The organism is Dehalobacter sp. CP, from assembly GCF_047652685.1.
GTDB lineage: Bacteria > Bacillota > Desulfitobacteriia > Desulfitobacteriales > Syntrophobotulaceae > Dehalobacter.
Window position 1 is genome coordinate 2,815,687 of the sequence record NZ_CP157399.1, and the last position, 20,587, is coordinate 2,836,273.

Consider the following 20,587-nt stretch of genomic DNA (forward strand, 5'->3'; position numbering starts at 1 on the left):
TTATCCTTTCTGAGTATACTGAACCGTCAAGCCAGGAAAACGTCTTTCCAGACGGGTCTTGGTTCTTTCCTGCTCGTCTTTAGGAAGATTGGCATTCTCCTGCGACAGATCTATTCTGACAATTATTCCCTCCTGCCTGTTTCGCGTTTTTCTGACCATATAAATTTCTTTTTCAATATCCTCATGGTCAAATTCCCTGGCCTCAATAGCCAAAACCGCATTGTCAGTGATTGTCTTCACCTGCCGCGTGTTGTTTGTTCCAAAGGCCTCAATCCGTTCAGACAGGGCATCCGGAAGCTCCCACTCATATTGTCCTGCCCATAACCAAAGAATAATCAAACCTACCGCCAATACACCATAAATAAGCATCATGTGCCTGACCCGCCTTTGCCGTATAATCATTGATTCTTCTGATTATTTCTATCATATGCTTCAGCTAAGCAAGGCGGTTCTGATCTTGTCCTGATTTTCTACTTTTTCCCCGGTATTCAGCCCGACCAGCAGCCAGAATAAGATGCCGACAATCCCAAAAGACATATCCACATCAATCAGGCTGTGCAGTCCCAAAAATAGAGCTGCTGCTTTCGTACAGATCGTTCCAAGGTCATCTCCATTCCGAAGGTCCTGGACAAAACTCCTGAGTCCTTGCCGTGCCCAAAGCATTAATAACACAAGAGCAATGATCCCCTGATTTAAAAGCACCCGGCAAAATGAAGAATGGGTATCCAATGTCCAATAAGGGGTGGTCTGAATAAAGGAAAAACCGAGCCACCCTCCCGCCCGCGGCAGAAAATATGCATCCCTGGCAAGCTGGATGCTGTCAGCGTAATACGTAATTCTTTCCGCCATGCTGGTATCCGTCCAAGAACATAAATGACTGAATGGCACCTGTATACTCGAAACTGCAGGGTATAGGACAATGATCAAACAAGCAAGAAGTATTATTCTGACTGACGCCCGAGAACGCTTTTCGGTTACAGTTCTGATGCTATCCACATGTATAATATTCTTTTGAGTTAAAGCTCTCTTTTTTAGCAATAGAATCGGGATAAACAACAAAAGCAGCAGCATTGAAGCCCTTGATCCAGTGGATAGGATACTTATTCCCAGCAGCAGCAAGAAAAATGGGTTAAATTCCCTTTTTATCAATATTACCATTAATTGGCACCCAAGAAAAGCTGCCGCAGAATTCGGATATCCGAAACAGAAGGCATAGCGCCCTTCTTCCGGCGGGCCAGGCGGCAGCCAGATATTTTCACTTCCGGGCAGCCAGGACAGTACCACCGCCAAAATCGTCAGCCATATCATTCTGTTTAAAAACCTATTTGCCTCCCCGGCAGCCGCCAGCTGTATTCCCCACAAATAGGCAGATAAATATACCATCCAGCGGAACGCTTCCAGCCAGCCATCAATTGCCCTGACTGGACTAAATAGTCCCGCCAGCGAAAAAAGGCTCAGTAGCAAAAAAATGCTCACCGGATTCCGAAATTTTTTTTTGGCGGCGATCGTTGTAAGACAAACTTGTTTCCAGTGAGCAATCGTGTAGAATATCAAGACAGCACCCAGGACAAGCCACTCTCGGATAAAAAAAATTCCGTGGCATATCATACCCAAAAACATAAACACACTCAGGAAATTTTCTGTCCTCCCATAATTCACCTTAATCCTCCGCAGGACTTGCAAGTCCAATCATATTTCTCTATCATATTTATAACAGCAGAGAAATATTATGCCAAAGGCTTTGGAGGAGGCAATCTATGTCGATTAATGTTCTTCATCTGATTGGAGGCGGCGAGATCGGAGGGGCTGAGCAGAACGTTCTGAATCTCCTGAAAAATCTGGACAGGCAAAGCGTAAATCCTTTTCTGGGTTGTCTGGCCAAGGGCTCCGCGCTGGCACCATGCGCACAGTCTTTCGGCATCCCGTCTGAAATATTCCCCATGCAGTTCCCTTTTGACCTCTCCCCTTTGCCTACCATTATTGCTTTCTGCCGCAAACATAAGATTGCGTTAATCCATGCCCATGGCACAAGGGCTAACCTTCTGGGGCGGACCGTCGCGAGACTCACCAAGATCCCCTGCATTTCAACCATCCACAGCCTGCCGGAGTACGATTATCCGTCTTCCCTCAAAGGCAGGATTTCTCTCTGGGTCGATAACCTCACCCTGCACTGGTCTGCCGGCATTATTGCGGTATCCGTCAGTCTCAGCCAATCCGCTGCCATCCGACTGAGCAGGAAAGGATTAACTTTGCCGGTGAACGTGATCTATAACGGTAGTGAAATATTTTCATTCACTCAACCAGACCAAATGTTCAAAGCCTTCCGTGAACAATGGTCAATCCCGGATCATTGTCTTGTCATCGGGACGATTGGCCGTCTTCACCCGGTGAAAGGGCAGTTTTACCTGATTGAAGCGATGAAACTGCTGACTGCGGAAATCCCTGACCTTCATCTGCTCATCATCGGTGAAGGTCCTCTTCATAATCAACTGACCGAACAGCTGAAGCTTTCCGGACTTCCATTTACGCTGACCGGCTACCTGCCTTCAGCCTGGCAGGCCCTGCCGGCGATGGATTTGTTTGTATTTCCTTCTCTGAGCGAAGGAATGGGACTAGTTTTACTGGAAGCCGCTCAAGCCGGAATCCCGATTATAGCTTCCAAGGTCGGCGGGATCCCTGAACTTCTGGAAGACCACAAGGAAGCCCTGCTCGTTCCGCCGGCTGACCCTGCGGCGATGGCGCTGGCCTGCAGCAAGGTGCTCAAGGACAGGGCTTTTTCTGTCGAAATGACTGCCCGAGCTAGGCAAAAGGTCAGCCTGTTTTCCATTGAAAAAATGGTTCAGGATACAATAACTTTTTATGAAAAAATAATAAGCTAAGTGCACTGTAAACGGTCACTTAGCTTTCGTTTATTATCTGAGCGGGTTATTTTACTGATCGATTAGAATCGTATTTATTCCCTATTAGACTCATCCGGTCAAGATTAACCGATATGAACCGTTTTTTTAGTCAGATCCCGGAAAATATTTCTGTTTCAGAACCCTTAGAAGGTACAGTGGAAGTACAACTTGCCTTTTTATCCGGCCCGGTTCGCTGATCAGCCGGTAAAGCCATTCCAATCCGGATTCCCGAAATATCTCGGGGGCACGTTTCACTTCTCCTGACAGTACGTCGAATGACCCCCCGATACCCATACTTACTTTAGCCAGCCCGGGGTGTTCATGATTCCAGTATTCCTGTTTGGGGGCACCCAAGCCAACCAAAAGAATATCCGGTGCAAAGTGACGGATCTGCCGGATGACCTCCGGTTCTTCTGCCTGCGTAAAAAAACCATGATGACACGCCAACGCTATCCCCGGGTACCTCAGGCTCTGCTGCCGAATAACTTTTTCTGCAATGCCCGGCTTCGCGCCCAACAGAAATATTCTCCATCCGTGACGGTTGCTTTCCCCTAAAATCCCTGCTGTCAGGTCGATGCCGGTTACTCTTTCTTTGACCGGACGGCCAAGTTTCCGGGCAGCCCAAACTACGCCGACCCCATCCGGTACGACAAGACCGGCTGAATTGATGACTGCTAGGAGATTGGCGTCATGTTCAGCTTTGTAAATTAATTCGGGATTTGCGGTCACAATCCGGAGTTGCTGCCCCAGCAAAATCGTATTTTTAATAGTTTCAAGGCAGTCCTGCAAACTAGCTGGATCAATACGCGTTCCCAATATTTTCAATTGTTTCATTTTTGTCCCCGGATTCTCACTTGAAACTGTTTTTAAGGACTTTGCCTGTCCCTAAAGCGACACAGGAAATCGGATGATCGGCAAGGGTCACAATGAGTCCCGTCTCCTTGGAAATCCTCAGATCCAGGGAATTCACCATCGATCCTCCGCCGGTAAGTACGATTCCCCTGTTCATAATATCCGCAGCAAGTTCCGGCGGTGTACGCTCTAGAACATCTTTAACTCCGGCTACAATCACTTCCAGCGATTCTTCCATCGCTTTATACGTCATTTTTGAATCTACCGTGATGGTCTTCGGGAGTCCGGTGATGAGATCTCTTCCTCTGACATCGATCTCCGCGTCGTCTGCTTTTCCTTCCTTAACGGCGCAGCCGACTTTGATCTTGATATCTTCCGCCGTTCTTTCTCCGATCATTAAATTGAATTCTCTACGAATAAACCTGATAATCGATTCATCCAGTTTATCCCCGCCCATGCGAATGCTTTTTTTGGTTACGACCCCACCCAGGCTGATTACTGCAATATCTGTCGTTCCACCGCCGATATCGACGACCATGTTTCCTTCGGGTCCGTATATGTCCATACCGGCCCCCAGGGCAGCTGCATAAGGTTCCTCAATTACTTTGACCTGTCCGGCACCGGCTTTCATAGCGGCTTGTTTTACAGCCCTTTCTTCAACTTCGGTGACTCCGGACGGTATACAGACAACAACTCTATTTTTTATAAAAGGCCAGTTTTTTATTCCCGCTTTTTTGAGTAAATATTTCAGCATGATTTCGGTGGTCTGATAATCTGCAATGACGCCATCCCTCATCGGCCTGATGACCATAATGCTTCCGGGAGTCCTGCCAAGCATCATTCTGGCCTCTTGGCCGACCGCAATTCTTCTACCTGTGTTCTTATCAATCGCAACGACCGAAGGCTCGTGCAAAACGATACCCCTGCCTTGTGCATAGACCAGAACACTCGCCGTGCCTAAATCAATCCCGAGATCAGTCCCAAACATCAGGTGCTGCCCCTTTCACTTCACGATTCTATTGGCTTGTCCCATGAAAATTAGAAAAACCTGGCAGACGCCAAGCTTTTACATGCAGGGCGGCAGCCAAAATTGAATCTCCCTGAGGGGAGATTCTTTTCATAGCTTTGCTCATATTATTCGATGTAATTTTATGTTTTCCTCTTTCTTTCCGTTTTTTACGACCTATATTTTCTGTCTGTCTTTTAGGAGCTAATCCTCCGTATGCATATATTTCTTCTTGGTTGCTTCTCCTCCCCGAATATGCCTCTCGGCTTTATTGCTTTCAAGGACATGCTTGACCTGAGAGGAAAGTCGTTTGTTAATCAACGGCAATCTTTCCGTTACATCTTTATGTACCGTCGACTTGGATACCCCAAATATTTGCGCGGTCTGCCGCACTGTACAGCTCGATTCTATAATATAGTTGCCAATATCCAAAGCTCTTCTTTTGATATGTTCCTGCACTCTCCCTCTCCCCTTTGTACCTGCAATGTATTAGTTCATTTATATGCGGGTACAAATGAAAAAGACATCCTAAAGAGGATGTCCCTTACTGGTAAATAATGTACACTGATTTGCAGGCAGGCACGCCTTTTTCCTAAATCAAGCCCGCTATAGCCTTCCAGTATGGTCTTCCCCTGCTTCGGATCTTTGAGAAAAGCATTAAACAAGAAGGTATTTATGCCTTTGCAGTCTCCGGTCCGGGAAAGTTCGCCCATGCCGGCCGCTATATGGTGGGTGGCAGAATCGCTGCATAATAATTAGGTCCGTTTATATAAGAGCATCATATTCATCTTCCACTCCTTGCACCCTCTCTCATCTTCTTTCAGAAACAAAATTATAGTGTCTCTTGTTTCAAAAGAAAAAAAGACATACTAAAATCGAGTAATGTTTTGGAATTTTAGGAATGAACGTATTACTATTCGGGTGTATTTATATGTTTAACAAGCTGCTGCTTTCGATTTTTCTTTGTGTCTCGTGCTTTATCAGCGATCTGCATCTTTATGTGATCGGTATCATTGCAGTTATTCTTTAATTTATCAGTAAGCCTTTTCAAGTTTTGTCCCTTGATAATAATGTCCCAGGATTTCCATGTACGATTCGCCTTTTAGAGCCAGGTCATTGGCCCCGTATTGTGACATTCCGACTCCGTGTCCTTTGCCGTACGTAACAAACTCAATTTCTGTTCCGCGGGTCTCCCATTCAAAATCGGTTGAGGAAAGCTGAAGCTTGCTCCGCAGTTCCGTTCCCTTGAAAACTTTGTTTCTGACAGCCAGTGTCTTTACCCGTCCGGCTTTCGTCCTTTCAATTAAGATGACATCGCTGTCCGAAAACTTTTCCGGGATCTGGGTGAAACCAAGAAGCTGGTAAAATTCAGCACACTGAAAGATCTGATGTTTGACGAACCGTAGCGAATCACTTTCGCCGGACGGCACATTTTTGAGATAATCCAGATCTGTACTCCAAACGTCTCCAGCCCGCTCAGTCTTTTTCCGGCCGCAGCTGCTGTAGAAAAACGCATTAATCATTTTTCCCTGATACGTAACAACCTTCCCCCGTGTAGCTTTAACCGCATCTGCAATTTTGCGCTGGTATTTCCAGTAGTTGATGATTCCCCATTTTGTCCGCATTTCTTCATTGGTATTCCAGACCTGCGTATTGACAGTGGTGTCCACATCAAAGTCGCTGCCCGCAGCGGATTCCATCCTTTTCAGTACATAGGTCCTGGCGGCAACAGCCTGGGCCTTTAACGCCTCTGCTTCAAACTCGGCAGGCATTTCGGCTGCAACTACCCCGACCAGGTATTCCTCTATGGGTATTGCTCTGATCTGGCCGTCTGCCAGTTTGACCCTTACCGGTATTCCCAGATCGTCCTGGTCTTCACCCCCAAACCAACTGATAAGCACGGGCAGTATTCCTACAAAAAAGATAACGGCCATGACAGCGGCCGTTATTGTTTTCATTCTTTTACTCACGTTTTGGCCTCCTGCACAGTACAAGCATATCCTATTTGTATGCACAGGAGGGCAGCGATATGATACAAACGAAGTCGGTTATTCTTCTTTCGTGATATTGGCACCAATACCCCTTAATTTAACTTCAAGGTATTCATAACCTCTTTCAATATGATGGATCTCTCTGATTTCCGAGGTGCCATTGGCCGTCAGTGCTGCCAGAACAAGGCCCGCTCCGGCCCGCAAATCACTCGCACTTACGGTAGCGGGATGAAGGTTTTCCACTCCCTGGACAATCGCACTTCTGCCCTCAATCCGGATATCTGCGCCCATTCTTTTCAGTTCTTCGACATGCATGAATCTGTTTTCAAAAACGGTCTCTGTAATCATTGAGGTCCCATGGGCCCGTGTAAGCATCGCCATGATCGGAGCCTGCAAATCGGTTGAAAACCCCGGATGCACTTGGGTCTTAATGTCTACGGCATGATAGTTCCCTTTGCCAATGACTCTTATACCGTCATCTTCCTCTTTATATACCACGCCGGCTTCATCAAGTTTAGCCAAAAGCGAGGTCAAGTGAACAGGGATAACGTTCCGCACTAAGACTTCACCGCCGCAGGCCGCAGCCATCAAGATGTATGTTCCTGCTTCGATCCGGTCCGGGATAATTGTATGCGTGGTCCCATGAAGTTCTTTGACCCCTTCAATGTTAATGATATTCGTGCCTGCGCCGCGAATTTTGCCGCCCATTTCATTGATAAAATTGGCGAGATCAACAATTTCGGGTTCCTGAGCAGCATTCTCAACAATGGTCGTACCCTCAGCGTTTACTGCAGCCATCATGATATTCTCGGTTGCTCCAACGCTCGGAAAATCCAGATATATTCTTGCCGCTTTCAGTCTGGAGGCCGAAACGTCCAAAAAACCATTATCCATACGGACCTGAGCTCCCAGCAGCTCCAAACCTTTAATATGCCAGTTGATCGGTCTGGACCCGATTGCGCATCCACCGGGATGAGAAATCCTGATTCTGCCCTTGCGAGCAAGCAAAGGGCCCATAATAAATATAGATGCTCGCATTTTGGAGATAAGATCGTAAGGAGCCTCTATATTTTCGATATCCCTGTTTTCAATATATAATTTCTTGTTCTTTCTTTTAACCTTTCCCCCCAGAGATTCGATAACCTGCCCCATGACTTGAACGTCGAGCAGATCGGGGGCTTCCTCCAAAATAATCTTATCTGAAGTCAGCAGACTTGCTGCAATGATCGGTAATATGGCGTTCTTTGCACCGCTGACATCCACTTTCCCTTCCAGTTCTCTTCCGCCTGTCACAACAAATTTGCTCAAATTATTGTCATCTCCTGACCTATTTCTAAACTACGATTATATCATGATCCGGTCCAAACAATCCAGTATTAATCATCCCATATCCGGTTTTCCATTTCAACAGTAATAGTTCTTTTCTACCGGTCTTTTTTCCTGCAAGCAGGAAAGAAAACTTATTCGTACTATGTCAACCTTAAAGTTATTGTATCCTATACTTCCTCGAGGAGTGCCGGCAGCGCAAGTACAGTCCTTCCACGATTATCTCCGGATTTTCTGGTCACCGCCTGTATATTGATTGTATCCTTCCCGGCTTTAATACCCTGGCCTGATCCCCAGGTATAACCGGACAGAGCATAGAGTGATGGAATATCCGTTTCTTGAATAATGCTGACAATGTTCATTTTAAAATAACGTTGGATATCAATTTCCTGATCAACGCTTTCTTCAAGGTATACTTTTGTTTCCCGGCCGGATAATCGAAGGTTGAGTACTTCATACGTGTTGAGAACATCGCTTTCTTGGTCCTGATCAACTTCCAGCTCTGCGCTGTACTGATAGGCCGTTCTGTTGGCAAAGTCGCTCAGGACAGCTTTATTCCATAGCAAGCCGCTTGACTGCAAAACATTTTCTATTTCTTTCTGACTGCTGCTATCTTCCGTCCAGATAATATATTTTACTCGGGCATTTTGGCAAGATACAAGTCCCGAATGAAGAAGCAGCACAAGATTCCTGTCAGGATTGCTTTGGGCTTTAATGCTACTGACAATCCCGGCTGCTGATCCTGATAAGACGATAATGGTCAGGGATATGAACAAACAAAGCAAGGTCTTTTTTCCAGACACGTTCTCTCACTCCAGCTTACTGATTTTTAGTTGTCATTCCTGTCTTTAATTCAAATGTCATCAACTATTAATAGTTTGACCAAAGTGGAGATTCCCAAAACATAAGAGATTTTTTTAGATTCCTTTAGCTATGTCGCCAGAAGCCTTTTCATGGTAAAATGTTATATATCAATTTTCTGACAGGTACTCAACAGAAGGGAGCCACTCCAATGGAAAACAACAGCCTTGAGCATGAGCATCTCCATGCCCATTCCCATCCAAACAAGAAAAATGTCTTAAATCGCTTGGCCAGAGTAATCGGCCATCTGGAAGGTATAAAAAGAATGGTTGACGATGAAGTAGACTGCAGTGAAATACTGATACAACTGTCGGCTGTCCGCTCCGCACTTAACAATACCGGTAAAGTCATCTTGAGTGACCATATCAATCACTGTTTGGTCCATGCTTATGAGGAAAACAATACCGAAGTCATCGACAGACTGAATGATGCTATTGACAAATTTCTAAAATAAATGCGGAATAGATTATGATCAGATAAGACCAGATAAGAAAAGGATGCAGCATATGATCGCTGCATCCTTTTTTACTTTTGAACCTAAGGCTATTTTTCTGTTGCTCTAAGCCTAGCGACAGCTCTTTTCAAGGCAACCTCCGCTCGGATCATGTCCGTCTCGGCCTGTTTTTCACCGAGGCGTTTTTCAGCGCGCTCTTTGGCCGCCTCTGCTCTCGCGACGTCAATGGATTCCGCAAGCTCGGCGGTGTCGGCCAGAATCGTTGCCTTGTTCTGGGCAACTTCCAAAAATCCGCCGCTAATTGACATTTTCTCCACTTTGCCGTTTTGCGTATAGCGAACGACCCCGATTACCAGGTTGGCAATGAGTGGAGAGTGGTTGGCTAAGATGCCGAGTTCCCCCTCCGCTCCAGGTGCCAGGACAAATTCAACTTCCGTATTCAGAACTTCGCCGGCAGGTGCCACGACAACAAAGTTAAACGTTCCAGCCATGGTTATACAGCTCCCAACTGTTTCGCTTTTTCAACCGCCTCTTCGATCGTTCCGACATACCGGAACGCTTCTTCAGGCAGACTATCGTGCTTACCTTCGCAGATTTCTTTAAAGCTCCGAATCGTATCTTTGACCGGTACGTATTTGCCTTTCATGCCGGTGAAGGCCTCGGCTACACTGAACGGCTGGGAAAGGAAAATCTGAATACGGCGGGCTCGGTTAACAAGAAGTTTGTCATCTTCGCTGAGCTCGTCCATACCAAGGATCGCAATAATATCCTGAAGCTCTTTATAACGCTGCAGGATCTTCTGCACTTCGCGGGCAACTTCGTAATGCTCCTGGCCGACGATGTCCGGGGTCATGATCTGGGAACTGGAATCCAGCGGGTCCACCGCCGGGTAAATACCCATTTCGGAAATCGAACGGGAAAGAACCGTTTTGGCATCCAAATGTGCAAAGGCCGTAGCCGGTGCAGGGTCCGTCAAGTCATCCGCCGGCACATAAATAGCCTGAACGGAGGTAATGGAACCTTTCTTCGTTGAAGTGATACGTTCCTGCAGATTGCCCATTTCCGTAGCCAGGGTCGGCTGATAGCCTACCGCCGACGGCATACGTCCCAAGAGTGCGGACACTTCAGATCCGGCTTGGGTGAAGCGGAAAATGTTATCGATGAAGAGGAGCACGTCCTGTCCCTGTTCATCGCGGAAAAATTCAGCCTGGGTAAGACCGGTCAGTCCTACTCTTAAGCGGGCACCGGGGGGTTCGTTCATCTGACCGAACACCATAGTCATCTTGTTAATAACGCCGGATTCCTTCATTTCATTCCAGAGGTCATTCCCTTCACGGGTACGTTCACCAACGCCGGCAAATACGGAAATACCGCCGTGCTGGGTTGCGATATTATTAATGAGCTCCTGGATCAGAACGGTCTTGCCTACGCCGGCACCGCCGAACAGACCAACCTTACCACCTTTGGCATACGGTGCTAAGAGATCGACGACTTTGATCCCTGTTTCCAGCATGGTGTCTGTGGTTTCCTGATCGACAAACGGTGGTGCTTTGCGATGGATCGGGAATTTTAGTTCCGTATTCACATTGGGCAGATTGTCGATTGGTTCTCCCAAGACATTGAACATTCTCCCCAATGTTTCAGTACCGACACTGACAGTGATCGGTGCACCGGTATTCACGGCTTCTACACCCCTGGTCAGACCGTCGGTGGACGACATCGCAATACAACGTACGGTGTCGTTGCCTAGATGCTGGGCAACTTCCAAGGTCAGTTTGGAGTTCTTTACTTCGTTTTGAATGACAATCGCACTATAAATTTCCGGCAGGGCATCGGGATCAAATTCGATGTCAACAACCGGACCCATGACTTGAATTACTTTACCTATTTTTGACACAAGCTTGCAACCTCCTTTGATAAGGTACGAAAAGCAGCTACTCCAGAGCCGCAGCTCCCCCTACAATTTCAGAAATTTCCTTGGTAATCGCTGCCTGACGGGCTCTGTTCATCATTAAAGTCAACTTGCCAATCATTTCTTTGGCATTTTCCGTTGCTGAATCCATCGCCGTCATTTTTGCCCCCATTTCACTAGCCTTGCTTTCCAGGAGGGCGCTGAAAATCTGACTTTCAACATAGCTGGGGAGTAACCGATCCAACATTTGCTGGGGCTCAGGCTCGAAGATGTAGCTGCCGCTGGCCTTTTCTGCGGATGGCTCAATCGGCAGTAATTTGATAACGGTTGGTTCCTGACTCAGAACCGAAATGAATTTGGAATAAACGAGGTAGACCTCATCTAATTCTCCACGGGTATATAGCCCAATGACATCTTTAGCAATGCCTTTGGCGTGGCCATAATTGGGGCTATCCCCCAATCCGGTAAATTGTGTAATGATTTCAGCATTACGTCTGGTAAAAAAATCAATGCCTTTCCGGCCTACTGCTACCAAACCGGCTTGAACGTCCGTCTTTTCATCAAGCAGACTCCTGGTCATACGATTCAAGTTGGTATTAAAGCCTCCGCACAGACCGCGGTCTGATGTTACGAGGATATATCCCACTTTCTTCACCGGACGTTTTTCCAGAAGCGGATGTCTTGCCTCCGCCTGGTTCTGAACGAGACGGGCCAGAACACTCTGAAGCTGTTTGGCATATGGGCGGGAAGCGATGACTTTTTCCTGAGACTTCCGTAATTTCGCGGCAGCTACCATCTTCATGGCTTTAGTGATCTGCTGCATATTGGCTACACTACGGATCCGTCTGCGAATATCGCGTACTCCTGCCACTTCATTCACCTACTCTTTCTAGACTAAAAAGCCTTGTTTGAACTCATTGATCGCGTCGCCGATTTCTTTCATGAGCTCGTTGGAAAGAGCTTTCTCCGTACGGATTTTCTCAGGAATGTGAGTCGTACGCATGAAGCGGAGAAGTTCCTGTTCGAATTCTTTCATTCTTTCCATTGGGACATCATCGATATAACCTTTCGTCGCCGCAAAAATAATGATAACCTGCTCTTCGACCGGCATCGGCTGATATTGTCCCTGTTTCAGGATTTCCATCGTTTTTTGGCCGCGGTTAAGACGCGCCTGGGTCGCTTTATCCAGATCGGATCCGAACTGGGCAAAAGCAGCTAATTCACGGTAAGCTGCCAGGTCCAGACGAAGCTGACCGGCTACCTGCTTCATGGCTTTGATCTGAGCGGATCCGCCAACACGCGATACCGAGATACCGACGTTGATGGCCGGACGGAAACCGGAAAAGAACAAGTCCGCTTCCAGGAAGATCTGGCCGTCGGTAATTGAAATAACGTTGGTCGGGATATAGGCGGAAACGTCACCGGCCTGGGTCTCAATAATCGGCAGCGCGGTGAGTGACCCGCTTCCCTTTTCCGGGGACAGCTTTGCCGCACGTTCCAGCAAACGGGAATGCAGATAGAAAACGTCTCCGGGATAAGCTTCACGTCCGGGAGGACGTTTCAACAAGAGCGATAGTTCACGATAAGCAACAGCCTGTTTGGAGAGGTCATCATAAACAACCAGGACATGCTGGCCGTTATCGCGGAAGTATTCTCCTATCGCGCAGCCGGAATATGGCGCAATATAAAGCATTGGTGCCGGGTCGGAGGCTGTAGCCATAACAACGATCGAGTATTCCATCGCGCCCTGCTCTTCCAGCTTCTTCACAACACTTGCGACGGTCGACTGTTTCTGACCGATTGCAACATAAATACAGATACAATTCTGACCTTTTTGATTGATGATGGTGTCCACGGCCAGCGCGGTTTTACCTGTCTGGCGGTCACCAATGATCAGCTCACGTTGTCCGCGGCCGATCGGCACCATGGAGTCGATGGATTTCAGACCGGTTTGCAGCGGCTCATGCACGGATTTTCTGTCAACAACACCGGGAGCAACCGATTCGATCGGACGGTATCCGGCTGGAACGATCTCCCCTTTGCCATCGACAGGTTGTCCAAGAACGTTGACAACACGGCCAATTAAGCTTTCTCCTACCGGTACTTCCACAATCCTGCCGGTACGCTTGACCTGGTCGCCTTCTTTAATCGCAGCATAAGGTCCTAGGATAACGCAGCCGATGTTGTCCTCTTCCAGGTTCATGGCCATCCCATATATACCGCCGGGGAACTCCAGAAGCTCACCGGACATCGCCTTCTCCAAGCCATAAACACGCGCAATACCATCACCTACCTGGATAACGGTACCAACATCAACGACTTCGAGGGCTGATTCATAACGCTCGATTTGCTGTTTAATAATAGAACTAATTTCTTCGGGACGTAAATTCATTCTTTTAGTTCACCCCTACTTCCTGCTGAGGTTTTAACGATGTTTTTTTCAATTCATCACGTATTTTAGACAATGCGGTTGTAATTGAGCCATCCATCACACGATCTCCCACTTGAAGTTTGGCTCCACCGATCAATGTCGGATTTACTTCGGAAAGTAAACGAACATTCTTGCCAGTCGATCTGGCAATCATTTCTTTGAGTTTTTCCTCTTGCGCCGGAGTCAGTGCTGTGGCACTGGTAACTTTTGCTTCGATTAAGTTGCGTGCTTCATTGGCCAGACGTGCAAATTCACGCTGAACCAGGCTGAGGAGATTCTGTCTCCTGCGATCAATCAACAGATAAACAAAATGACTGGTCATGTCAGAAACAGTGTCATCAAGTATCTTCGCCAGGACCTTCTTTTTGGTTTCTGCTTCAATATTGGGATGGTTCAGCAAAACTTTCAGCTCATTATTTTGGGCTACGGTTTCCGCCAAATCATGCAGTTCTTTATCGATTTGATCGAGGACAGACATCTCAACCGCTAATTCAAAAAGAGCGTGCGCATAGCGATGTGCGAGAGCGCCGTTTAACATGGCCGATCCCCTACCTCTTGAATAAATTGTTCAATGAGAGCTTCCTGACCCGTGACATCCAGTTTGTGCCGAATAATTTTTTCAGCAACAGCTATGGACATATCGGCTACCTGGGCTTTAACATCGGCAATTGCCCTGTCGCGTTCCCGTCCAATGTCGGCCAGGGCCGACTGTTTGATTTTTTCGGTTTCCTTACGGGCTTCCAGGATAATTTCTTCCGCACGCAGTTCGCTGCTCTTGGTAGCCTTCTCAATAATTTCCTGAGCTTGCTGACGGGCTTGACGCATTTCTTGTTGGTATTCCAGCCGGATTCTTTCAGCTTCTTTTCTTTCCTGTTCAGCTTGGGCCAGGTTATTTTCAATACCCTGACGGCGTTTTTCCATCATATTCATGATGGGTGTCCAAGCAAACTTTTTCAGGATCAGAACTAAAAGCAAAAATGAAAGGAGCTGAATAAAATATGTGTAGTCAAAATGTAACGGGCTATTTGTCGTAGGCCCAGCAGCAGCCGCTGAGGCAATCGAATTGGTAAAACCTATTACGAAGGGATTCAAGCGATATTCCCCCTCCTCTCTATTTTGAGCAGTAGATTAATACAGTAACGTCATTCAATTGTTGCATTTTACCGAAGTACACCTCAGGACTTCGTAAAGAACATTAACAGAGCCATGATGATGGACAAGAGGGGAAGAATCTCAACCAGCGCAATACCAATAAACATGGTGCTCATTAAAGTTCCTCTGGCTTCAGGTTGACGTGCAATCCCATCAATTGTGCTGGCAACAACGTTTCCATTACCCATAGCAGCTCCAATGGCCGCACCCGCGGCAGCAATACCAGTACCTATCAACGCAGCAGCAGTGATATCCATATTAAATTTCCTCCTTAAATAAATAAATTTCATTTTGTATTTATTGATTTCAGATTGCTTCTTTTTAGCTCTGAAATAATACCGTTGTTAGTGAGACTCTTCGATAGCTTGGCCGACATAGGCCACCGTTAATATTGTAAAAACATAGGATTGGATTACTGCGATAAATACGCAGAACACAAGCCAAAATGGCATCGGAATAACTCCAGCGAAGGCAAATATACCCGGGATCATGAGAATGACTGCAATCAGGATTTCTCCGGCATAAATATTGCCGAATAGCCGGAAAGCTAAGGTCAAAGGCTTGGCGACAAAATCAATAATATGAAGGATCGCAAAAGGCGGATAGGGTTCAAGAAAGTGTTTGAAATAGTGCGCACCTTTATATTTGAGTCCATAGACCAATACTAAAACAATCGTTATTGTCGATAAGGCAAAGGTCGTATTAACATCTGCTGTCGGCGACGAAAACGTTGTTGTTCGCGCACTGAAAATTGCTCCGCCAAACATCTCATTGATTCTAGCAAAGTGTACGTGATCGAGTAAGGGTGCAAATATATTGGGAATCAAGCCAATCATGTTCGCAAAAAATACAAACAAAATAAGGGAAAGAAGATACCCGAGCAATGACGATCCTTTTTTATAGTCCATATTATCAGAGATAAGGCCCCTGACAAAATCAATGATCCATTCCAAAAGATTTTGAAGTTTTCCGGGCGTTCCACTTGTCAGATTGCGCTTACAAAGAAAGACAAAACCCAAAAGAAGTATCATTGTGACCCAAGTCATAATCAGTGTCTTCGCATGCACAGTGCCATTTCCCAATACCCATAGTACGGTATCATGCATTTAATTTTCACCACCTTTCGTTTTTGTTAGTTGATGTCTTGCTACAATTATAGGGATAACAATACCAGTCATCATTCCTATAGCCACATAATTAAGCCAATCCGGTTGGAACTTTGCGACAACAGCAAATACCAACGTAATGATTACCAACCTGAATACTAAGCTTTTGTAGTATGTTTTTAGGGCTGCTTTCTTATCTTTGTCCATTGCTTTTCGAGCGTCCCTAAGTAGCCACTTAACATTAATTATGCCCGTATAATAGCCGATCAATAAACCGACAAGGGGATAAAAATCTGCTCGCCATATCACGATTAAAACAGTGATGCAGAGAATAACCGTCAATATCTGAATAAATCTGCTATTTTCCATCTGTTTTACCTAACTTTAAATAAATTAATATTAGAGATAGTATACTGAACAAAATGCCTGAAATCATCAAAGCTGCCTTAAATAAAGGGTCAGTACCAAAACGAGTATCCAAATAATTTCCTAAAAAATATCCTCCTACTTCCAAGCCAACAAGAGCAGAAGCACTTGATGATCCCCAAAGCATATACTTGACAACGTCACTCGTAAATTTGTCAGCCATCTGGCTCCCTCAAATCTCATGGTTTTTCGTTGACAACATAATATATAATGCAAGATTTATACCAACTGCACTTGCCGTCAAAAGCCGCGTAGAATCAGGATTGATCGTTCATTCACATAATCATCAGTTTTCATTTTGCAACTTTTTGAGGTTATTTTTGTTTTATTTAAGAAATTCTTGTGATCAGATGCTGAAAATCTTATGATCAAAAAATTTTTCAACAATAATTTGGGTGATTCTTGCGCTTGATCTGCCGTCTCCGTATGGATTTGTCGCTTGAGACATTTTTCCATAAGTATCCTGGTCGGTTAATAGCTGCTGAATGCTTTCAACAACCTTATTGTATTGTGTCCCAACCAGTAATACGGTTCCTGAATCGACAGCTTCAGGCCGTTCAGTCGTATCCCTGACCACCAGAACGGGCTTGCCCAGTGAAGGGGCCTCTTCTTGGATCCCCCCGGAGTCTGACAGGATCAAATAGGCCTTTGCCATTAGATTTACAAAGGGTTCGTAATCCAAAGGTTCAATTAAATGGACCTTTTCATTGCCTCCTAAGACCTCCGTGACTACTTTCCTGACCGTAGGGTTCTTATGCATCGGGAATATAACATAGGTATCCGGAAATTCCCGCAGGACTGTTTCCAGCGCCTGATAGATCTGCCGCATGGGTTCTCCCCAATTCTCCCGGCGGTGCGTTGTCATTAGGATCATTCGTTTATCTTTATTTACTTCTAAAATCCTGTTTAAGTCTATATCCGCAAACCGATATTCCGGCTTAACGGTACTTAATAAGGCATCGATTACTGTGTTGCCTGTAACAAATATATTCTCCGGGTCGACCCCTTCGCGCAGCAGATTACTTCTCGATACTTCGGTAGGTGCAAAATGCAAGTCTGCTAAACCACTGGTAAGTTTCCGATTGATTTCCTCCGGCCAGGGAGAATATTTCTGGCCAGTTCGCAAACCAGCCTCGATATGGCCGATCGGGATCTTATGATAAAAAGCTGTTAGGGCTGATGCAAAAGTAGTTGTAGTATCCCCTTGTACCAAGATCAAATTCGGTTTTTCCTTGAGCAATATCTCATCCATTCCTGTCAGCACTCCAGTGGTAAGGGTGGCCAGGGTCTGTCCATGCTTCATTAAATCAAGATCATAATCAGGTACAATATCAAAGAGTTTAACAACTTGATCCAGCATCTCACGATGCTGGGCAGTAACAACAACCAGGCTGTCAACGTCGTCCTGCTTTTCTAATGCTTTTACGACAGGTGCCATCTTAATAGCCTCAGGTCTGGTTCCAAATACAGTCATGACCTTATATTTTCTTTGTTCCAAATCCATAATATTTCCCTCATTAATGACCGGTTGCCTGCAGGCATCGACCGTAAAGACTATGACTATGTAACCTTATATATTATACACGCCATAAGCATTTTCCGCAAATATATACATATATATACATATATATGTATTTAACTGATGGTTTCGATGCGCCTCCTGTTCATGTTATAAAATGTGATTTTGGATAATCAGTTTCTTATTTCTATTGGTGTATGGATCTGATGAATGTTCGGCCATAACCACAAATATACTCATCATTTTCAACAAATCATATATGATTCTACTGCAAAAACCCCTTAGAAGTCCTTGTTTTTCAGAAGGAAATTTATCTCTCGATATCGAATTATCAAGTATAAGCTAAGAATTAGTTGGATGAAAGAGATAAATTGATTTTATGGGGTGTTGCAGATGTTTCGTAAAAATAATGAACATTTACAAGAAAACTTATTTAGCAGTCTCGATAGTATGGACTTAAGACTCGCTCAGAAACTTCAGAAATCCTGGGCGGCACTTTTCTATCAGCACGTTTTTTGCCAAATTGATGAAAGCGTATTTGCACCTTTATACTCTAGCGATAACGGGCGTCCCAACTTTCCGGTAAACATCCTCATGAGTCTTGATTTAATCAAAGAGATCCGAGATTATACCGATGAAGTACTACTTGATGAATATGCCTATAACTTTCAAATTTCTTATGCTTTAGGCCTTCGTACTTTAGGCGAACGCTATTTTGCACCACGAACGCTGTATGAGTTTAGAGCCAGACTATATAATTATTCGCTGGAGTATCCGGAAGAAGCAGACCTCATCTTTGTTCAATTTCAGAAGCTTACAGATCATTTCATTAAAGCTGCAAAACTTAATACGGATGAAGTACGCATGGATTCAACGCAGATTATGTCCAATATTAAACTAGCAGGGCGTCTCTCGCTGGCCTATGATGTTTTAGTCAATGGAGTAAAAGCACTTCCTGAAAACATCCTGAATGACTCCTTAAAAATCTTTCTTAAACCAGATTACAAGACGCAATTTCTTTATAAACTTAAAGGAAAAGACACTCAATCCCGCATTCAGAGTTTAATCGAATCCTGTTCGGAAGTCCTTCAATTGGCTCAAGGGCAACCTGACCTTAAAGCAAATCCTGCCACCCAGCTTGTAGAACGTTTCCTAAAAGAACAAGCGACATTTAGTGAAGAACAAAATCGCTGGATCGCCAAAGATAATAAAGAAATATCTGCAAAATCTCTACAATCCGCTTATGATCCAGATGCAACTTATCACAACAAAAACGGCAAAAAACATGTGGGCTATGTTCTAAACCTAGCCGAAACCTGTGCTGATGAAAATCCAGTTCAAATCGTAACCCATTATGACCTTGCCCCCAATACAACCAGTGACATTGAATTGCTTAAAAGAGATCTTCCCAACCTTGCGGAAAAAGGAGTTAAAGATTTATATACGGATGGTGCTTATTATAGTCCGGAAGTTACAAGGGAGGCCCAAAGCCAAGGAATTGAAGTACATTACACGGATATGACAGGTCGTAAACAATCCAGCGAAAAACTTCCGTATACTGCTTTTGAGATTAAAGATAAACAAAAGATCCTGCTTTGCCCGGCAGAGCAAGAACCAATTCGGGCAGATTTCGATGAAAAGAGTAGAACCTTAAGTGCTCATTTCAACCGTCAAACATGTGACAAATGTCCCCTTAGAGAAAATTGCCGGGTCAAATTTCAGAAAAATGATACCGTAGTGCGGGTAAGCCAGAAGAGCTTAGATTCCGAAGAAAATCGCCTAAAAATTGAAGATCAAGGAAATCGCCAGGAAGCCACAAGTAAACGAGCTGCTATTGAAGGAACAAATTCAGCGTTAAAGCGGGCTCAAGATGCGGACAAATTAAGTGTAAGAGGTATCCCAAAATGTAATCTGGTTATGGGAACAAAGCTTATTGCCCATAATTTTCGTCAGCTAACCCGATTTTTCCAAGGGGATATCCGAAGGAAAGTGAAAAACTTGCTTAAGCCTAACCAAGGTATACCTGTCACTGTTTAACAAAAGAAAGGGCTAAAAAGAGTGAACAAACACATGCTAAGGATCTAAAAAACAAACCAGTTATACTGCTGGATGAAGTTTTAGAAGAAATACATTACTTTATTTACCATTTATTGAAGTGTTGAGAAGAAGTTAACTGTTTTCAGCAGTGGAATCATATATACATTTTACCAAGCATATGTTCCCTTTTCAAAATTACTTGGAAATAATATCCTTGGCATCTGTTATATTTCCTCTATGATCCGCCGGCTTATAAAAAGCCAAGCCCTCACCATCCGAAGCTTATCCGCATATGCTGTAATTAGACTCATAATGAAAGGGCGGGCGGTATGGATAATCCGGCCAGCGAACGTACGCCGCTTGTCATTGCGGCTGAAATAAATATGATAACCTGCCAAACCAAAAAAATTCTGCTCACCAGTGCCATTGAAATCGGCCGTCGTTTGCTGGAAGCCAAGGATCTGGTCAAACACGGGGAATGGGGTAAGTGGCTGGCAGAGTCTGTGAGCTATTCCCAGAAAACTGCCGAAAGACTGATCAAACTCTACCAAGAGTACGGGCCAAACTTCTCTGACGGATTGGACACGTCAAAATCGACATCAAGGGTCTGTTGA

At 45.1% G+C, this 20,587-nt stretch carries 23 protein-coding genes; 4 read left to right on the forward strand and 19 right to left on the reverse strand.

Annotation, left to right across the window (positions count from 1 at the left end; all coding sequences use genetic code 11):
- Both AAH944_RS13920 and AAH944_RS13925 read right to left on the reverse strand, forming a co-directional pair.
- Positions 1 to 372 carry a hypothetical protein gene (locus AAH944_RS13920; protein ID WP_415535380.1) on the reverse strand — a complete coding sequence of 124 codons (372 nt, stop codon included), beginning with the start codon at positions 370 to 372 and terminating at the stop codon, positions 1 to 3.
- Positions 373 to 432: 60 nt separating this feature from the next.
- Positions 433 to 1,620, reverse strand: coding sequence for an O-antigen ligase family protein (locus tag AAH944_RS13925; RefSeq protein ID WP_415535381.1), 1,188 nt, complete (start codon positions 1,618 to 1,620; stop codon positions 433 to 435).
- 137 nt (positions 1,621 to 1,757) lie between these two features.
- Here AAH944_RS13925 and AAH944_RS13930 point away from each other — a divergent pair, with 137 nt between their 5' ends.
- The gene (locus tag AAH944_RS13930; protein WP_415535382.1) at positions 1,758 to 2,879 is read left to right on the forward strand and encodes a glycosyltransferase; all 1,122 of its coding nucleotides are present in this window, start codon (positions 1,758 to 1,760) and stop codon (positions 2,877 to 2,879) included.
- 126 nt (positions 2,880 to 3,005) lie between these two features.
- On the opposite strand, the gene AAH944_RS13935 is transcribed toward AAH944_RS13930, so the two are convergent.
- The 6 genes from AAH944_RS13935 to AAH944_RS13960 all read right to left on the reverse strand — a co-directional run bounded on the left by AAH944_RS13935 (position 3,006) and on the right by AAH944_RS13960 (position 8,878).
- Positions 3,006 to 3,734: a WecB/TagA/CpsF family glycosyltransferase gene (locus tag AAH944_RS13935; RefSeq protein ID WP_415535383.1), complete on the reverse strand. Its 729-nt coding sequence runs from the start codon at positions 3,732 to 3,734 to the stop codon at positions 3,006 to 3,008.
- A 16-nt stretch (positions 3,735 to 3,750) separates the two neighbouring features.
- Positions 3,751 to 4,740 (reverse strand): rod shape-determining protein MreB, encoded by a 990-nt coding sequence (mreB, locus tag AAH944_RS13940; protein ID WP_415535384.1) that lies wholly within the window; start codon positions 4,738 to 4,740, stop codon positions 3,751 to 3,753.
- A 222-nt stretch (positions 4,741 to 4,962) separates the two neighbouring features.
- Positions 4,963 to 5,217: a sporulation transcriptional regulator SpoIIID gene (gene spoIIID / locus AAH944_RS13945; RefSeq protein ID WP_015044900.1), complete on the reverse strand. Its 255-nt coding sequence runs from the start codon at positions 5,215 to 5,217 to the stop codon at positions 4,963 to 4,965.
- A 575-nt stretch (positions 5,218 to 5,792) separates the two neighbouring features.
- Complete coding sequence (spoIID, locus tag AAH944_RS13950) at positions 5,793 to 6,728, reverse strand: stage II sporulation protein D (protein ID WP_415535385.1); 936 nt, start codon at positions 6,726 to 6,728, stop codon at positions 5,793 to 5,795.
- A gap of 78 nt (positions 6,729 to 6,806) precedes the next feature.
- On the reverse strand, positions 6,807 to 8,057 hold the full coding sequence (gene murA, locus AAH944_RS13955; protein WP_415535386.1) for a UDP-N-acetylglucosamine 1-carboxyvinyltransferase: 1,251 nt from the start codon (positions 8,055 to 8,057) through the stop codon (positions 6,807 to 6,809).
- A 188-nt stretch (positions 8,058 to 8,245) separates the two neighbouring features.
- The gene (locus AAH944_RS13960; RefSeq protein ID WP_415535387.1) at positions 8,246 to 8,878 is read right to left on the reverse strand and encodes a hypothetical protein; all 633 of its coding nucleotides are present in this window, start codon (positions 8,876 to 8,878) and stop codon (positions 8,246 to 8,248) included.
- 209 nt (positions 8,879 to 9,087) lie between these two features.
- Between AAH944_RS13960 and AAH944_RS13965 the strand changes: the two genes are divergently transcribed.
- Positions 9,088 to 9,390, forward strand: a complete 303-nt coding sequence (locus tag AAH944_RS13965) for a metal-sensing transcriptional repressor (protein WP_015044905.1) — start codon at positions 9,088 to 9,090, stop codon at positions 9,388 to 9,390.
- 89 nt (positions 9,391 to 9,479) lie between these two features.
- Here the strand turns inward: AAH944_RS13965 and AAH944_RS13970 are convergent, their stop codons facing one another.
- From AAH944_RS13970 to wecB, 11 genes are all read right to left on the reverse strand, one after another.
- On the reverse strand, positions 9,480 to 9,881 hold the full coding sequence (locus AAH944_RS13970; protein ID WP_415535388.1) for a F0F1 ATP synthase subunit epsilon: 402 nt from the start codon (positions 9,879 to 9,881) through the stop codon (positions 9,480 to 9,482).
- 2 nt (positions 9,882 to 9,883) lie between these two features.
- Complete coding sequence (atpD, locus tag AAH944_RS13975; RefSeq protein ID WP_415535389.1) at positions 9,884 to 11,287, reverse strand: F0F1 ATP synthase subunit beta; 1,404 nt, start codon at positions 11,285 to 11,287, stop codon at positions 9,884 to 9,886.
- 37 nt (positions 11,288 to 11,324) lie between these two features.
- A complete protein-coding gene (atpG, locus tag AAH944_RS13980; protein ID WP_415535390.1) occupies positions 11,325 to 12,173 on the reverse strand; it encodes an ATP synthase F1 subunit gamma in 849 nt (282 codons plus the stop codon).
- Between the two features lie 18 nt (positions 12,174 to 12,191).
- The gene (gene atpA, locus AAH944_RS13985) at positions 12,192 to 13,694 is read right to left on the reverse strand and encodes a F0F1 ATP synthase subunit alpha (protein WP_415535391.1); all 1,503 of its coding nucleotides are present in this window, start codon (positions 13,692 to 13,694) and stop codon (positions 12,192 to 12,194) included.
- A 4-nt stretch (positions 13,695 to 13,698) separates the two neighbouring features.
- Positions 13,699 to 14,271, reverse strand: coding sequence for a F0F1 ATP synthase subunit delta (locus AAH944_RS13990; RefSeq protein ID WP_415535392.1), 573 nt, complete (start codon positions 14,269 to 14,271; stop codon positions 13,699 to 13,701).
- Positions 14,265 to 14,825: a F0F1 ATP synthase subunit B gene (gene atpF, locus AAH944_RS13995; RefSeq protein ID WP_415535393.1), complete on the reverse strand. Its 561-nt coding sequence runs from the start codon at positions 14,823 to 14,825 to the stop codon at positions 14,265 to 14,267. Before atpF ends, AAH944_RS13990 begins: the two co-directional genes overlap by 7 nt.
- Before the next feature lie 83 nt (positions 14,826 to 14,908).
- On the reverse strand, positions 14,909 to 15,142 hold the full coding sequence (gene atpE, locus AAH944_RS14000; protein WP_015044915.1) for a F0F1 ATP synthase subunit C: 234 nt from the start codon (positions 15,140 to 15,142) through the stop codon (positions 14,909 to 14,911).
- Positions 15,143 to 15,229: 87 nt separating this feature from the next.
- Complete coding sequence (gene atpB, locus AAH944_RS14005) at positions 15,230 to 15,991, reverse strand: F0F1 ATP synthase subunit A (RefSeq protein WP_415535394.1); 762 nt, start codon at positions 15,989 to 15,991, stop codon at positions 15,230 to 15,232.
- Positions 15,992 to 16,360, reverse strand: coding sequence for an ATP synthase subunit I (locus tag AAH944_RS14010; protein ID WP_415535395.1), 369 nt, complete (start codon positions 16,358 to 16,360; stop codon positions 15,992 to 15,994). It abuts the gene before it with no gap.
- Complete coding sequence (locus tag AAH944_RS14015) at positions 16,350 to 16,580, reverse strand: AtpZ/AtpI family protein (RefSeq protein ID WP_415535396.1); 231 nt, start codon at positions 16,578 to 16,580, stop codon at positions 16,350 to 16,352. The genes AAH944_RS14010 and AAH944_RS14015 overlap by 11 nt, the downstream gene beginning before the upstream one ends.
- Positions 16,581 to 16,763: 183 nt before the next feature.
- Entirely contained in the window at positions 16,764 to 17,921 is a 1,158-nt protein-coding gene (gene wecB / locus AAH944_RS14020) for a non-hydrolyzing UDP-N-acetylglucosamine 2-epimerase (protein WP_415535397.1), read from the reverse strand.
- A 408-nt stretch (positions 17,922 to 18,329) separates the two neighbouring features.
- Between wecB and AAH944_RS14025 the strand changes: the two genes are divergently transcribed.
- Both AAH944_RS14025 and AAH944_RS14030 read left to right on the forward strand, forming a co-directional pair.
- Positions 18,330 to 19,973, forward strand: coding sequence for a transposase (locus AAH944_RS14025; RefSeq protein WP_415535398.1), 1,644 nt, complete (start codon positions 18,330 to 18,332; stop codon positions 19,971 to 19,973).
- Positions 19,974 to 20,302: 329 nt separating this feature from the next.
- Positions 20,303 to 20,587, forward strand: a complete 285-nt coding sequence (locus AAH944_RS14030) for a DUF3102 domain-containing protein (protein WP_415535399.1) — start codon at positions 20,303 to 20,305, stop codon at positions 20,585 to 20,587.